At 62.3% G+C, this 14,489-nt stretch carries 13 protein-coding genes and 1 tRNA gene; 6 read left to right on the top strand and 8 right to left on the bottom strand.

The genetic code is table 11. The features are described 5' to 3' along the window. From AC0V6T_RS15835 to AC0V6T_RS15825, 3 genes are all read left to right on the top strand, one after another. A partial coding sequence (locus AC0V6T_RS15835) for an O-antigen ligase family protein (RefSeq protein ID WP_486128449.1) occupies positions 1-1,088 on the top strand: 1,088 nt, incomplete at its 5' end. Continuing rightward, positions 1,085-1,804, top strand: coding sequence for a hypothetical protein (locus tag AC0V6T_RS15830; RefSeq protein ID WP_486128447.1), 720 nt, complete (start codon positions 1,085-1,087; stop codon positions 1,802-1,804). The genes AC0V6T_RS15835 and AC0V6T_RS15830, both read left to right, overlap by 4 nt. Before the next feature lie 46 nt (positions 1,805-1,850). Next, a complete protein-coding gene (locus AC0V6T_RS15825; protein WP_486128445.1) occupies positions 1,851-2,321 on the top strand; it encodes a c-type cytochrome in 471 nt (156 codons plus the stop codon). Between the two features lie 373 nt (positions 2,322-2,694). On the opposite strand, the gene AC0V6T_RS15820 is transcribed toward AC0V6T_RS15825, so the two are convergent. After that, positions 2,695-2,781 (bottom strand) — tRNA-Leu (locus tag AC0V6T_RS15820). A 198-nt stretch (positions 2,782-2,979) separates the two neighbouring features. Between AC0V6T_RS15820 and AC0V6T_RS15815 the strand changes: the two genes are divergently transcribed. Then, the gene (locus AC0V6T_RS15815) at positions 2,980-3,984 is read left to right on the top strand and encodes a complex I NDUFA9 subunit family protein (RefSeq protein ID WP_486128442.1); all 1,005 of its coding nucleotides are present in this window, start codon (positions 2,980-2,982) and stop codon (positions 3,982-3,984) included. Positions 3,985-4,243: 259 nt separating this feature from the next. On the opposite strand, the gene AC0V6T_RS15810 is transcribed toward AC0V6T_RS15815, so the two are convergent. Beyond that, complete coding sequence (locus tag AC0V6T_RS15810; RefSeq protein ID WP_486128440.1) at positions 4,244-5,146, bottom strand: dienelactone hydrolase family protein; 903 nt, start codon at positions 5,144-5,146, stop codon at positions 4,244-4,246. 108 nt (positions 5,147-5,254) lie between these two features. Between AC0V6T_RS15810 and AC0V6T_RS15805 the strand changes: the two genes are divergently transcribed. Then, positions 5,255-7,450 (top strand): PQQ-dependent dehydrogenase, methanol/ethanol family, encoded by a 2,196-nt coding sequence (locus AC0V6T_RS15805; protein WP_486128438.1) that lies wholly within the window; start codon positions 5,255-5,257, stop codon positions 7,448-7,450. A gap of 4 nt (positions 7,451-7,454) precedes the next feature. Here the strand turns inward: AC0V6T_RS15805 and purU are convergent, their stop codons facing one another. Both purU and AC0V6T_RS15795 read right to left on the bottom strand, forming a co-directional pair. Further along, positions 7,455-8,324 carry a formyltetrahydrofolate deformylase gene (purU, locus tag AC0V6T_RS15800; protein ID WP_486128436.1) on the bottom strand — a complete coding sequence of 290 codons (870 nt, stop codon included), beginning with the start codon at positions 8,322-8,324 and terminating at the stop codon, positions 7,455-7,457. Next, positions 8,321-9,124, bottom strand: coding sequence for a DUF4198 domain-containing protein (locus AC0V6T_RS15795; protein ID WP_486128434.1), 804 nt, complete (start codon positions 9,122-9,124; stop codon positions 8,321-8,323). Before AC0V6T_RS15795 ends, purU begins: the two co-directional genes overlap by 4 nt. A gap of 291 nt (positions 9,125-9,415) precedes the next feature. Between AC0V6T_RS15795 and AC0V6T_RS15790 the strand changes: the two genes are divergently transcribed. Beyond that, entirely contained in the window at positions 9,416-9,751 is a 336-nt protein-coding gene (locus tag AC0V6T_RS15790) for a UrcA family protein (RefSeq protein WP_486128432.1), read from the top strand. A gap of 64 nt (positions 9,752-9,815) precedes the next feature. Here the strand turns inward: AC0V6T_RS15790 and purT are convergent, their stop codons facing one another. The 4 genes from purT to AC0V6T_RS15770 form a co-directional block, all read right to left on the bottom strand. Next, a complete protein-coding gene (gene purT, locus AC0V6T_RS15785; protein WP_486128430.1) occupies positions 9,816-10,991 on the bottom strand; it encodes a formate-dependent phosphoribosylglycinamide formyltransferase in 1,176 nt (391 codons plus the stop codon). A gap of 44 nt (positions 10,992-11,035) precedes the next feature. Further along, positions 11,036-12,112 (bottom strand): GGDEF domain-containing protein, encoded by a 1,077-nt coding sequence (locus AC0V6T_RS15780; RefSeq protein WP_486128638.1) that lies wholly within the window; start codon positions 12,110-12,112, stop codon positions 11,036-11,038. 242 nt (positions 12,113-12,354) lie between these two features. After that, on the bottom strand, positions 12,355-13,071 hold the full coding sequence (locus tag AC0V6T_RS15775; protein WP_486128428.1) for a helix-turn-helix domain-containing protein: 717 nt from the start codon (positions 13,069-13,071) through the stop codon (positions 12,355-12,357). Between the two features lie 133 nt (positions 13,072-13,204). Further along, the gene (locus AC0V6T_RS15770) at positions 13,205-14,488 is read right to left on the bottom strand and encodes an aspartate kinase (RefSeq protein ID WP_040464432.1); all 1,284 of its coding nucleotides are present in this window, start codon (positions 14,486-14,488) and stop codon (positions 13,205-13,207) included. Position 14,489 lies beyond the last annotated feature (1 nt).

The following is a 14,489-nucleotide window of genomic DNA, read 5'->3' as shown; positions in this document are numbered from 1 at the left end:
TCCCCGGACGCGAGCTGATCATCCAGTCGCTGGAACTCGTGAACGCTAACGACTGGGCAACGTTAAGCGTTGATCCGATCCGCACTCTGCTAGCTCTCAGCGCAATCATCGCGCCCCTCGCCATTCTAACGATCGGGTGGCAAGCCCTGCGCGGAACGCTCATTACTTTTGGCTGGTTCGCGGTGGCAATCGGACTCGTAAATCTTGCCTTAGGCGTGCCTCAGGTCCTTTCAAACAGCGAGGTGAGTGTGCTCTATCCGGAGAACCCCATGCCTGGCGTCCTGTTTGGCACATTTGCTAATCGCAACTCGACGGGCGTTTTCTTGGTCGGGGCGCTCGCTTTCGCTGCACTTCTCCCTGTTCCTGCGCGTTTCCAACAGCTCGGTGTTTGGGCCCGGCCGGCCATTTGTGCGCTCCTCCTGCTCGCCATTCTTCTTACTCGTTCGCGCACGGCAATCGTGCTTGCAGCGATCCCCCTGGGGCTAGTTGCCATGAAGTACATTCTCGCAAGGCTCGGATCAGCTGCCTCAGCGCGGGCCGCGTGGGTAGCCAACATTCCCGCCGTGCTGGTGATCGGCGCTGTCGGAATGCTCGCCGTCACCTCGCCCGGACGCGTGGCTGAGGTGGTCGACAGGTTCGAAGGATCGGGAACAGATGCGCGCGTTTTCATTTGGGAGGACGCTGCCTACTCCGCTCAGCGTTATTTTCCGGTCGGCTCAGGAATGGGCACTTTTGATGATGTGTTCCAGATCGACGAATCGCTTGAGAACATGACCCTGCGGCGTGCGGGGCGGGCGCATAACGATTATCTTGAGGTCGCAATCGAGGCCGGGGTACCAGGTCTGGTGCTGATTGCTGCGTGGCTTGTGCTTCTAGCATGGCTTGCATGGCGAGCGCGCAAAGCCCACGATCGCTGGATTGCCTGGAGTGGGGGCACGTTTTTGCTCGCAGCTGCGCTTCAATCGATAACCGACTATCCGCTGCGCAACCAATCCCTGCTCGTGTTCGGCGCGTTTGCGCTGGTGATTCTCGTCCGGTTCGGAATTGATGAAGCCAATCGACCGGCCAGGACCGAGAAGCAAGCATGATTGCGGGGATCATCTGGCGCGCGGCGCTTCTTGCTGTCGCTGTGCTCGCAATCGGGCTCCAGCTTGACCGGCAAACCCGGCGCACGCCCGAGCTCTCACCCAGCGTGCCTGAATTGGTTCGGTCTTCGGCCCAGAAAGGCGTAGCTGCGTTCGCGGTCGCAGGGGATGATGCCGATTGTGCGCTTCAAGAGGCAGAGAGGCTGGTCAGAAGACGCCCGCTGCCAGCAGAACATTTGCGAATTCTCGCGCAAGCCCAGTTCAATGCCGGGCGGCTAAGCGACAGTGCGCTCACGATCCAATACGCAGCCCAGCGTGGATGGCGCGAGCCGTTGGCTCAGGAGTCCATGCTTAGACTTGCGCTTCAGGCAGGAGACGAAGCCGAGGCAGCTCGGCGGTTTGTTGCCCTTTTTGTGCGACGAGACACGGCGGATAGCCTGCTGGAAGAGCTCGGCTCGCAAGTGCTCGCAGAACCTGGCGGCATGGGCCGGGAGACTTTCGTCTCCATTCTCGACGGCGCTGAACGCTGGCACAGCCAGTTCTTCACACGCGGGGTAAGAGTGCTCTCAACCGACGCATTTACCGAAATCGTGATTGCATCGATCGAGAACGGCACTGACTTCAACTGCTCGAACCTGCGAACAGCCATTGAACGTGTTGAACCACGCGACGCTGCTGCGGCTGGGCGGATCAAGACGGCAATTGACCGCCAATGCTAGCGGCCGAATACTTGATCCGGCACGATTTGAATGGAGGGGCCCAACAATGAGAACCATGGCTTTATCGACACTTGCCATTGCTGCGATGACGCTGAATGCGTGCGGCTCTCCAGCCCCCGAGGGGCCTACTGAACAGATCATCGTTCGCGATCGCGGGGCACCTGATGTTTTTGCAACAGGGACAGTGGCTCCAATTGAAGCAGGCCTGTTGACTGTCGGAAAGACGGTATTCGAAGCAAATTGCGCGATTTGCCATGCGATCGACGCCGGCGCCTCTTCCGGCATTGGCCCAAGCCTGAACGGCGTCGTCGGACGGCCTGCGGCATCGCTCGATGACTTTGCCTATTCGAATGCCATGCAAGCGTCCGGCATCACTTGGAGGACGGGCGAAATTGATGCCTACATCGCTAACCCGAATGCTATGCTCCCCGGCACCAGCATGGCCGGCGTCATGGTTACCAATGCCCAGGATCGCAATGCAATCACAGCCTACCTTGAAAGCCTCGGCAGCGACTAAGCAGTCGGCCGACGAAGCCCGCGTTTCAGTTCTTCCCGCCAACCAGTTCGCTCGATTACATTCCCTTGTAGGGCTCCAACGGAACCATTGGCAGGTCCCCGTATATCAGCATTCGCGGCTTTCAGCGTTCACTCCGGCAAGATCCGGAGAGTCGAACTCCTGATGATAGCGTGGATCGCGACAGACGGCTTCGGGCTATTCTGAGCGCGAGGTATGCAAACAGGACATGAAATCACCAGAAGCGAAAGAGCCACCAGGCAATGTGTTGAGCACCTCGGGGGTGGCTTCGGAGCCAGCCAGCCAAGAGATCGCCGCATTAATGCGGGAATTCCAAGGCCTTAGCGAAACATGCGCTTGGTGAGAACCGGGAAAATGGTGCCCAGAAGAGGACTCGAACCTCCACGGGATTGCTCCCGCCGCCACCTGAAGACGGTGCGTCTACCAATTCCGCCATCTGGGCACACTTTAGCGAGCAAACATCGGTGTGGCTCGCTGGGTAGGCGCGGGCCAATAGCGTTCGGCCTGTGTGCCTGTCAACGCAAACCTGCGCCTCATCGCGATGAGGTCTTGCCCCGAACGGCGGCTTGGCGCATGGGACGCGGGTTTCCAGCGCCGCCGGGGCGCTCCAACCTCACAGATGCTCCAAGGGATACGGGCAATGTCCAAGACCTCTTCGCTTTCCGATGCTCTCGTCACCGTTTTCGGAGGCAGCGGCTATCTCGGCAATTACGTCACGCAGGCCCTGCTTGCACGCGGTGCGCGGGTGAGGATCGCGAGCCGAAACCCGGAGAAGGCCTTCCCGCTGAAGCCGCTTGCCAACCTCGGCCAACTTCAGTTTGCGCATTGCGACATCACCAAGGAGGAGAGCCTCAAGGCCTCGCTCCACGGCGCAACTCACGTGGTCAACCTGGTCGGTGATTTCAGCGGCAACCTCGAAGAGCTGATGGGCGAAGCGCCGGGCCTGATGGCTGCGATCGCGAGCGAGAACGGCGCGAAGGCTTTCGTCCATGTGAGCGCGATTGGCGCCGATGCCTCGTCCTCGACGGGTTATGCGCGGGGCAAGGCGCTGGGCGAAGAACGCGTGCTCGACGCTTTCCCGCAGGCGACCGTGCTTCGTCCCTCGATCATCTTCGGCAAGGACGACAACTTCCTCAACATGTTCGGCGGCATGATCGAGATGTTGCCCGCGCTTCCCGTCTTCGGGCCCGATGCGAAGATGCAGCTGGTCTATGTCGATGACGTGGCCGAAGCGGTCGCGGTCTGCCTCGAAGATCCGGGCGCCCACGGCGGCAAGACCTTCGAGCTTGGCGGGCCTGAGCAGCTCACCATGATGGAGATCAACGAGCGTATTGCTGCCGCACAGGGTCGCGATCGCCGCTTCATCGCCATGTCCGATTCGATGAGCGGGTTGTTCGCAGCCCTGCCCGGTACGCCGATGAGCCGCGATCAGTGGACGCTGCTCAAGGCCGGCAATGTCGTTGCCGACGACGCGCTGACCTTCGCCGATCTCGGCATCACTCCTAAGCCGCTCGGCCTGTTCCTCGACAAGTGGATGGTGCGTTATCGCAAGTTCGGCCGCTTTGGCCTCTCGAACGAGCGCAACAAGGAGCGCGAGGCGCGCGGCCTGCCGCCCGTCCCGACCGGAGCGGGTTCGAAGGTCTAAAGCCTTCTCAATTGCAGACAGGGTGGAACGCGCAAGGGGGTGGTTTGGAAAACTGCACTCGCCCCGCAAGGCCCTGTATCATATAGAAAATCTACCAGATCGCGCTGTAGGATGTGTGACTTTCCGGTTTCGCACAACCAAAGCGCCTGAACATCGCGGTCGATGCCGCACGGGTGCCGACTATGTGAAAGAGCCGCCACGACCCTATCGCGGCGGCCCCATGTAGGAAAATGCTGCGGGCCTCAAAGGCGCCCCGCGCCTAGAGGTTCTCCGAATACAGCTTTAGCAAGTCAACATAGGCTTGCTCTGCAGCGGCCTCGGCATAAGCGGGGCTGTCGGGCACGGTCCAGCCATGGTCGCCATCATAGACGTCGACATTGGCCGGGCGCGCGGCGCGGCCTGCGGCCTTGGCGAAGAGAAGCTTGTGATCGGGCGCTTCCTCATGGTCGTCGCGCGCGATGGCGATGAGATAGGTCGCATCGGCCTCATCCAGCATGTTGTGCGGGCTTTTCGGGTCGTCCTCTTCGCGCACCAGCCCGCCGCCGTGAAAGCTCGCCGCGGCCTTGATCCGCGACGGCACCGCAGTCGAGCTCCAGATCGTGAACGGTCCGCCCATGCAGTACCCTTGCGTGCCGATGCCGCGCTCTGAATCGACCGCGTCCTGCCCGTCGAGCCAGACCACCGCTGCGCCCGCATCGCGCTGAATTGCATCGGCATCGAGCTTGTCGCGCCACGGGCTCACCTTCTGAAAACCGTCGGCTTCGATGAAAGCGGCAAAGTCGGCGAATTGTTCGCCCGCCACATCGCGATAATAGGGGTTGAGGACGAGCACCGAATAGCCCTGCCCGGCAAGTCGCCTTGCCATGTTGCGCTTTGCTTCGCGCAGGGAGGCGATGTCGGGCCAGAAGATCACGCCGGGATGCGCGCCGCTCGCCGGGTGGACGAAGAAGGCATCCATCGTGCCGTCAGCCGTGTCGAAAGTGACGGAGCGCTCGGTGATGTCGAGCGCCGGCGTTTCGGCCACCTCGCCCTCGCCTGCCTCTTCGCCCGGTGCGCAGGCCGCGACGGCCGCAGCCCCGGCCAGCACGCCAAACTGGCGCCGGTTGATGGCGTCGCGCGCCCAGACCTTCAGTTTCGCCTCGTCGCACATGCCCGTCTCCATTGTGGTGTTCTTGTCGTTTGCGCCGGTCCTACGATGCACAAGTCGCAATGGACAAGCGCGCAGTTCCCCGGCAACATTGGTAACGGAGAGAGTTGAGAGGGGTTCCGCATGATTTTTGCGACGGGCAAGGCTGCGTGGGCGGCCAAGTTGCTGGTTCTCGGTACGCTGGGCGTGGGGGCCTGCAACGAGATGTATGGCGACGTCATGGGCGATGGCGGCATCACCGGCGAAATGCTGGTGGGCGCGAATGCCGATCACGCCAACTGGATCAGCCATGGCCGCACCTATGACGAGCAGCGTTTCTCGCCGCTCGATCAAGTGAACGCGGACAATGTCGGCGAGCTTGGCCTTGCCTGGTACGCCGATATGGACACCGCGCGCGGTCAGGAAGCGACCCCGCTGGTCATGGACGGCAAGCTTTACCTCACGACCGCGTGGAGCAAGGTTAAGGCGTTCGACGCCGCAACCGGCAAACCGCTGTGGGATTACGACCCTGAAGTTCCCGGAGAAACCGGGGTCAAGGTATGCTGCGACGTGGTCAATCGCGGGCTTGCCGCATGGGGCAATTCGCTGTTCCTCGGAACGCTCGACGGGCGGCTCGTCAGCCTCGACCGCGACACAGGCGAAGTGCAGTGGGAAGTCGTCACGGTCGATCAGTCGATGGCCTATTCGATCACCGGTGCACCGCGCGTGATCGACGGCAAGGTCATCATCGGCAATGGCGGCGCGGAGTTCGGCGTGCGCGGCTATATCGCGGCATATGACGCGGCGGACGGCAGCGAGCTTTGGCGCTTCTACACCGTGCCTGACGGGAACGAGGGCGGCGAAAGCCCGCAATACCTCCAGGACGCTGCCGAGACATGGAACACCGAGGTGTTGCGCTCATCCGATTCGATCGGTGGCGGCGGCACGGTCTGGGATTCGATGGCTTACGATCCCGAACTCGACCTGCTCTATTTCGGCGTCGGCAACGGAAGCCCGTGGAACCAGGCCTATCGCTCTCCGGGAGAAGACGGGACGGGCGAAGGCGACAACCTCTACTTGTCCAGCATCGTCGCGATCCGGCCCGATACGGGCGAATATGTCTGGCACTATCAGACGACGCCGGGCGAGACGTGGGACTACACCGCGACCCAGCACATCATCCTCGCCGACATGGAAGTGGATGGCGAGGAGCGCAAAGTGCTGATGCAGGCGCCCAAGAACGGGTTCTTCTACGTGCTCGACCGCGAGACTGGCGAGTTCATCAGCGCCGAAGAATATATCCCGCAAAACTGGGCCGATGGCATCGATGAAAGCGGTCGCCCGATCTTCAACCCCGAAGCGCGGATCGACAAGACGGGTCAGCCCGCGCTGGTGATGCCGGGACCGCTTGGCGGGCATAACTGGCACCCGATGGCGTATCACCCGGACGAAGGTCTGGTTTACATTCCGGCGTTCGAGGCGGCGTCGGTTTATGCTCCTGAAGAGAACTGGAAGCCCGATGTCGCGCGCGGCTTCAACGTGGGCTTCAACCTTGGCGCGGGCGATTTGCCGCCTGATCTGGGCATCCGCAAGGAAGTCTACGGCACGGTCAAGGGCAAGCTGATGGCGTGGGATCCGGTGGCGCAAGAAGCCCGCTGGGTGGTCGAACATGCTGGCCCATGGAACGGCGGCCTGCTCGCAACGGGCGGCGGGCTTGTTTTTCAGGGCAATTCGTCGAGCGAGTTTGCGGCCTATAATGCCGGGTCCGGCGAGAAGCTCTGGAGCTTTGGCGCGCAGACCGGCGTGGTTGCGCCCCCGATGACCTACACCGTCAATGGCGAGCAATATGTCGCGGTGCTTGCCGGATGGGGCGGCGCTTATGCGATCACCGCCGACGGGCATCTCGTCAACGATCAGGGCCCGGTGCGCAACATCTCGCGCCTTCTGGTCTTCAAGCTGGGCGGAGAGGCCGAGCTTCCCGAAATGCGCGAGCTTGTGAACCTGCCGCTCGACCCGCCGCCAAGCCGCGCTTCGGCTGAGGAGATCGCGCTCGGGAAAGAGAAGTACGCGCGGTACTGCGCGGTGTGCCATGCACCTGCCGCCGTCGGATCGACCGTGCTGCCGGACCTTCGCCGCTCAGGGACGCTGGGCAATGCGCGAAGCTGGGAAGCGGTCGTCCATGAGGGCATCCTCAAGGACAACGGCATGGTGAGCTTTGCAAACTCGCTTTCGAAGGAAGAGGTGCAGGCCATCCGCGCCTACGTCATCGCCCGCGCGAACGAGGACAAGGCGCTGGAGACTGCAACGGCGGCCGAGGCCGAGCAGGTGGCCCAGCGCTAGCGCCCTAGCCCTTGAACACAACCGTGCGGGCGCCGTTCATCAGCACCCGCTCGCCTGCAAAGAGGCGCACCGCTTCGGCGAGCACGCGGCGTTCGATATCGCGGCCCTTGCGCACAAGGTCTGACGGGGTGTCAGTGTGCGTGATGCGTTCGACGTCCTGATGAATGATCGGTCCTTCGTCGAGGTCGGCGGTGACGAAATGCGCGGTCGCGCCGATGATCTTCACGCCGCGCGCATGCGCCTGGTGATAGGGTCGCGCTCCTTTGAAACCGGGCAGGAAGCTGTGATGGATGTTGATGCAGCGCCCGGCGAAATGGGCTGATTGCTCGTCGGAGAATATCTGCATGTAGCGCGCCAGCACGACCAGCTCGGCGTCCACTTCTTCGGCGATCCGGCGCAAGACTGCCTCGGCCTCGGGCTTGGTGTCAGGCGTCACGGGGACGTGGTGGAACGGCACTTCGCCGATGTCAGTGCGCCCCGATGACAGCGCAACGTCGCGCGGGTGATTGGAGACGATCGCGACCGGCTCGATATTATGCTCGCCCGTGCGCCAGCGATATATGAGATCCGCGAGGCAATGGTCCGCCTTGCTCACCATGATCAGAACGCGGCGCGGGCGGTCCTGCGCGGCGATCTTCCAGTGCATCGCGAAATCCTGCGCGAAGGGCGCGAAGTCCCGGCGCAGGTCATCGCCGTCATGCCCGCCCGCCTCGAACACCACCCGCATGAAGAAGCGCTCATCCTCACCGAATTGCTGCGCGTCGAGGATGTTGCAGCCGCGCTCGAACAGGAAGGCGGTGACCTTCGCTGTGATACCGGGGCGGTCGGGGCAATCGAGCGTGAGGATCAGCGGCCCGGCTTGGGGTGAGGTCATTCGGACGCGACCGTGAGGCTGGCAAAGATCGTGAAATAGTCCGCGCGCGCATCGTTGGGTGCAGGAACGCCCCAGACGACCGAGTACAGCATCGCCCCCGTGCTCGGAGCGCCGACCCGAACCACGCCATCTGCGCTGGTAAGGAAGGTCTGGTAACTCGCGGTCACATTGAGCGGCGCGACGCTCACCATCGCGCCTTCGAGCGGCTCACCGCGAAACAGCACCTGGAGGTCTAGCGGGTCGCCCGGCTCGAGCGTGAATGGGTTCTGCAAGGGCACGATCTCGAGAACCTGCCCGATCGGACGCGTGACATTGCGCGTGCGCTGCTCGCCCACCTGCAGCAGGGTCTTCGCGCGGCGGGAGTAGAGCTCTGTCCCATTCTCGCCGGTCGTTCCGCGCAAGGTCCGGTCAGCGGCGATACCGGTCAGCCCTTCGTGCTTGACGTAGTTGTTGAAGCGCTCCGCCTCGAGATCCGAAAAGCTCGGATTGCTTTCGAATGCGAGAATGTGCGTGCCTTCGGAGCGGATGCTCACCACCGCGCTGCCCGGTTCGTCGCCGCCAGTCGTGCGCACGGCGCGCTGCTGGTCGACCACTCCATCGGGGCTGAAGAGACGCAGTGAGGCGATCCGTTCCCAATAGAGCCCCCAATCGTTCACATCGCCTGCATCGCCGACCTTGAACTCGATCAGCACCTCCTCACCCGCCTCAGGCGTATGATCTTCCGGCTGCAACCAAAAGGAATGCGCGGCCGCGCCAGTCGATACGGTCAGCGCAAGCGCGGTGAGAAGGATGCGGATCATCTTTTGAAATACTCCCGGAGTGTCTTCACTACCATGGCAAGCGAACGGCCAGTCATCAACGCCATGTTTGGCGCATTGTGCCCCCGCAACGCTCGCAAGACAAAGACGACAGTCATTTGGCTAAAGCACGACAGCTAATTGATTGTTCTGTCATGAAATAAAAATTCGTTTGTCTGCAATTTGTAACCGATGACTGCGAGGTAGCGCGGGTCGGTCGCGCCTCTCTTCGAACCTCTCCCCGATGCGGCCGACACCACAAACGACTTGGACAACCCTTGAAAGGTACCCGCCATGTTCAATCGCGTTCGCTTCCCCGTCATCGCCTTCGGTCTTGCGCTTGCCACTTCGCCTGCTGCTGCCGAAACCGTTTCCACCTCGGTCGAGTTTGCCGACCTCAACCTCACCACCGCCGAAGGCCGCGCCGCGCTCGACTCGCGCCTTGAAACGGCTGCCCGTCGCCTGTGTGCTGGCGACAAGGACCTGCGCAACCTGCGCGCAATGCAGAGCTATCGCGCCTGCATCGCACAGGCACGGGCCAGCTACACCGAACAGGTGCGCGTTGCCGTCGCCAAGGCCAATGGCCGCCGCGTAGCTGTGCTGGCAAGCGACATTAGCAACCCGGCCTAATCAGCCGCGCCAAATTTCGGAAAGTAAGAAGGAGCCGGCTGCCGCATGCAGTCGGCTCTTTTCTTTAGGAATAGGTGATTTTGACCAGCGCTGCCGCCTTCGCTGCCAGTGCGCGCGCCGCATCCGTATCGCTGCCGACCGCTAGTGCAACGCCCATGCGGCGATAGGGGCGCGTCGTCGGCTTGCCGAAGATGCGCACATCCACCGAGGGATCGAGGCCAAGCGCCGCATCGAGGCCTGAAAAGCCGAAGTCATCACTGTCCCGATCGGCGAGGATCACGGCGGAGGCGCTGGGCTTGGCATCGATCGTCTCTGGCACGGGCAGCCCCATGATGGCGCGGGCGTGAAGATCGAATTCGGACAGCGTCTGTCCCGCGCTGGTCACCATACCGGTGTCATGCGGGCGCGGGGAAAGCTCTGAGAAAATCACCTCGTCCCCGCGCACAAAGAACTCGACCCCGAACAGTCCCCAGCCTCGCCCTGAGCCCTTGAGCGCCTCAACCACCTTGGCCGCCATCGCCTGTGCATCCGCGAGCGCACTTGCCGACATCGCGGCAGGCTGCCAGCTTTCCTGATAGTCGCCGCGCTCCTGCCGATGGCCAATGGGCGGGCAAAACGTGATGCCGTTTGCATGGCGCACGGTCAGCAGCGTGATCTCATAGTCGAAGTCGATGAACTGCTCGACAATCACGCGCGCACGGTCGCCGCGCATGTTGGCGCAGGCATAGTCCCACGCTTCCTCAAGGCCAGCCTCGCTTTCGACCTTGCTCTGCCCCTTGCCCGATGAGGACATGACCGGCTTAATCACGCAAGGAAAGCCAGTGTGCCCGGCCGCGGCGCAGACCTGCTCGAAGTTTTCCGCATAGCGATAAAGCGAGGTGGTGAGGCCAAGCTCTCCTGCCGCGAGATCGCGGATCGCGTCGCGGTTCATCGTCAACTGCGCCGCGTTGGCCGAGGGGATGACGTTGAACCCTTCACCTTCGAGGTCGGCGAGCACTTCTGTGCGGATCGCCTCGATCTCGGGGACAATGTGGTCGGGGCGGTGCTTTTCTACCGCTGCACGCAGGGCGGAGCCGTCGAGCATCGAGAACACCTCGCGCCCGTCGGCAACCTGCATCGCGGGTGCATCGTCATAGGCGTCGCAGACGATGACCCGCGCGCCCAGGCGCTTTGCGGATATAGTGAATTCGCGGCCGAGTTCGCCCGAGCCAAGCAGCAGAATGGTGGCGGTGTGACACATGCCTAACGCCTAGCGCCGCTGCGCGCGCGAGGAAAGCGGTCAGCTCACGCGCGTTTCTGCAATGCGGACGCTGAAACAGCCGCGCGGGTGGATTGGCCGCTTTGTTCGACGGCGCGCTGTACGGCCTCTTCCATTGCCCGCTCCATCGCATCTCCGCTGATAACAGGGCTGGAGGTGCGGCAGATACCCGTCTGCATTCCCCCGCCAGCGCGCGCCATGACAAGACCGAGTTCCGCCTGGCGCATGGTCCAGTCGACGCTTCTTTCGGCCCGCGCAATTCCGGCGCTGGCGGTGAGTTCAGGAGCGCGGCCCGGCGATGCCATGGTCAGCCCTGCAAAGGTCTTGAGCACGTCATTGGCCCACGCGCGCGCCTCGCGCTGGCTCAGCCCCCGCAAGAGCACCCCGAAGCGTTCATCGTCGAGCTGTGCCAATTCGTGCGGCGGTGATGTCATTGTACCGAGATAGCGCGCAAAGCCCCAGCGGATCTCGTCTGCGGTGCTTTGTCCATATTGCATGAAGATCGCGCGCATCCGGTCAATCGCGAAGATCGCGACCGCGGCGGCGGATTTATCGTGGGCACGTGCGCCTGCGATCGAGCGGTTGAGCGAGGCACAAAAAGCGTGCCGGTTAGCGAGACCCGTGACAGGATCGCGGCCCGCAGGGGTCGCAGTCTCTCGCGTAATTTCGCGTCCGATCGCCCGCACCGTGTCGTGCTTTTTCTGGACCGAGCGCAGGATGCCGATAGCGCCACCCATGTCGCTCGTATCGCGGCCCACAGGGCGAAGATTGAGCGCGTACCAGTGAAGTTCGGGTTCGCTCTCCTCTTCGCCTTCCGCGTTGTCATGCTCTTGAGCGGGTCGAGCAAACTCGATCCAGTCATCGCGCTTTTCGAACGCCAGCACTGCCGAACAGTAGCGCGATACGTCAGCCGCGAATTGAGGCGCAGCCAGATCGGCGACGTGCGGCATCAAAAGCAACGAACAAAAGTCTATTCCCAATCGGCAAGCGTTGGATGAGGCGTGGATTATAAATCCATCGGCATCAATCCTGATGACGATATCCTCAGACGCGTCCTTGCCCTGGCTGTGCACAGCACAGCCGCCAGATTCCTGAAATCCCATATCCACGTGACAGCCCCCGGTGTTTTGCGACCGTTTGAGTCAATCCGTTTCCCGTCACGCGTTATGAGTTAGCAAACCCGTGCGATATAAATAGTCGAGATTTCCCCTTACTCGCTATGTATTCGCACTTATTGAGTTAACCTTGTTATATTACGCAACTAAAAAGCGAATCAACGTCAATAATCATTTACCATAATATTGACCGGTTGGTAGATATAGTATTCGCAGGGTAAGTATATTGCTCAGAGTTCGATGGAAATGCGCACACTAGAGGGGTCCGCGCCAAATTGGGCCGCGATTTTCTGTCGGCATTCTTCGATCAGTGCGCCCGCTGGCGTACGGCCCGCCACTTCCATCAGGTCTTCGCTCGTCACACCCAGAACATCGGCGATCGCGCCGATCCGCTCAGGAAGCGGGCGCGCCTTGTCTTTCTCCCATGCCCAGACGGTCGGCTTGCTGACACCAAGCGCATCTGCAACCTGCGCCAGCGTCAGTCCGCGTTCGCGTCGCAGGGTGTTGAGCCGCTTGCCAAGCCCCGATTGGCCAAATCCAGAGCCCGCTCCGGGATCGATTGAGACAGCGGGGGTCGGCGCAGGCTGCGGCTGCGTGGGCGTCCCTGCGCCAAACCCGCCGCGAAGTTGCGCCGCGGCCAGCGCCGCCTCGCCCAGCGCCTGCTCGAACGCGCAACCGTAAAGCTCACCGCTCTGCCATACGATCTCCGCCCCCACGGGCCCGAGTTCAGGCAGGTCGATCGAGAGCACTTCACCCACATTGAGCGACAGCTCGGTCTGCAACAGCAAGCCCGCCGCCGAGATATTGTGCACGGTGACATTCGCGCTTGCCCCGCCGGGCAACGACCCGCTGGTTTCCAGATAAAGCGAGCGACGCGGGTGACGGCGGCCCTCCGCCGCATCGGGCGATGGCGGGAGGTGAGCCTGGATGGGGCCTTGTTGCGACATGTAAGTAAAGCTCCTGTAACGGAGCCTTACGATCCGGCCAAAAGTGTAAACGCGGTCTTGCCGAAAATGGTTAACAGCGATGAAAAGCCTTGCTCGCGGTATGAAGTGTTAGCCGCGAGGTTGGCACGCCCGCTTATTCCTCGGCGTCGAGGCCGTAAGCGGTGTGCAGAACGCGCACGGCAAGCTCGGTTTCGTCCTCGTCGATCATCACGCTGACCTTGATCTCGGAGGTCGAGATCGCCTGGATGTTGATCCCGCGATCCGACAGCGAGCGGAACATGGTCGAGGCGACGCCGGCATGGCTCTTCATGCCTACGCCGACGACGCTGATCTTGGCGATCTGGCTGTCGGTGATGATGCGGTTGAAGCCGATATCCTCGCGCCGGTCCTCCAGCAGCGCCTGAGCGCGCGCAAGGTCGGCCTGGGGCACGGTGAAGGTCACGTCGGTCTCGCCCTTGTCGCGCCCGACGTTCTGAATGATCATGTCGACATTGATCGACGCATCGGCAAGCGGCTCGAAGATATGCGCCACCGCGCCCGGTTTGTCGGGGACGCGGGTGAGGATGACCTTCGCCTCGTTCTTGTCGTGGGCAATACCGGTCACAAGTTGGCGTTCCATTTCGCCTCTCTCCACCATTTGGTCCATTTCTTCATCCGAGACGATCAGCGTTCCCGGAAGGTCGTCAGCAAGCGCTGCATCGTCGTCGACGAAGCTCGACAGCACCTGAATGCGCACGCCCTCTTTCATCGCGAGGCCGACAGAGCGGGTCTGGAGCACCTTGGCCCCGACGGATGCCAGTTCGAGCATTTCCTCGTAAGTCACCGCCTTCAGCTTTCGCGCCTTGGCGACGATACGCGGGTCGGTGGTGTAGACGCCGTCGACATCGGTGTAGATGTCGCAGCGATCCGCCTTCACTGCCGCTGCAACCGCGACTGCCGAGGTGTCCGAACCGCCCCGCCCAAGGGTCGAAACGCGCCCCTCTTCGGTGATGCCCTGAAAGCCCGGTACGACCGCGATCTCGCCCGCCTCCAGGCTCGCGACCATATCGGGCGCCTCGATGCTGGAGATGCGCGCCTTGGCGTGGGCTTCCTCGGTCTTCACCGGAAGCTGCCAGCCGAGCCAACTGCGCGCCTTGCAGCCGAGCGATTGCAGCGTCAGCGCGAGAAGCCCGGAGGTCACCTGCTCGCCGCTCGATACGACGACATCATATTCGGCCGGATCGTAAAGCGCGTTTGCCTCGCGGCAGAAGTTCACCAGCCGGTCCGTCTCGCCCGCCATCGCGCTGACGACGACCGCAACTTCGTTAGCCTCGCCGTCCTTGCCCGCGGCCTGCGCGCGCACGATATTGGCGACGCGGCGAATGCGTTCGGTCCCGGCCATCGACGTGCCGCCGAATTTCATCACTACTCGCGCCAAG

The sequence above is a fragment of the Erythrobacter sp. S158 genome (assembly GCF_057364915.1).
This window is presented reverse-complemented; position numbering and strand designations above follow the sequence as displayed.

Excerpts from the sequence above, each read along its gene's own strand:
- AC0V6T_RS15830 (WP_486128447.1), top strand. The coding sequence starts at position 1,085 with ATGATTGCGGGGATCATCTGGCGCGCGGCGCTTCTTGCTGTCGCTGTG.
- AC0V6T_RS15825 (WP_486128445.1), top strand. The coding sequence starts at position 1,851 with ATGAGAACCATGGCTTTATCGACACTTGCCATTGCTGCGATGACGCTG.
- AC0V6T_RS15815 (WP_486128442.1), top strand. The coding sequence starts at position 2,980 with ATGTCCAAGACCTCTTCGCTTTCCGATGCTCTCGTCACCGTTTTCGGA.
- AC0V6T_RS15810 (WP_486128440.1), bottom strand. The coding sequence starts at position 5,146 with ATGGAGACGGGCATGTGCGACGAGGCGAAACTGAAGGTCTGGGCGCGC.
- AC0V6T_RS15805 (WP_486128438.1), top strand. The coding sequence starts at position 5,255 with ATGATTTTTGCGACGGGCAAGGCTGCGTGGGCGGCCAAGTTGCTGGTT.
- purU (WP_486128436.1), bottom strand. The coding sequence starts at position 8,324 with ATGACCTCACCCCAAGCCGGGCCGCTGATCCTCACGCTCGATTGCCCC.
- AC0V6T_RS15795 (WP_486128434.1), bottom strand. The coding sequence starts at position 9,124 with ATGATCCGCATCCTTCTCACCGCGCTTGCGCTGACCGTATCGACTGGC.
- AC0V6T_RS15790 (WP_486128432.1), top strand. The coding sequence starts at position 9,416 with ATGTTCAATCGCGTTCGCTTCCCCGTCATCGCCTTCGGTCTTGCGCTT.
- purT (WP_486128430.1), bottom strand. The coding sequence starts at position 10,991 with ATGTGTCACACCGCCACCATTCTGCTGCTTGGCTCGGGCGAACTCGGC.
- AC0V6T_RS15780 (WP_486128638.1), bottom strand. The coding sequence starts at position 12,112 with ATGGGATTTCAGGAATCTGGCGGCTGTGCTGTGCACAGCCAGGGCAAG.
- AC0V6T_RS15775 (WP_486128428.1), bottom strand. The coding sequence starts at position 13,071 with ATGTCGCAACAAGGCCCCATCCAGGCTCACCTCCCGCCATCGCCCGAT.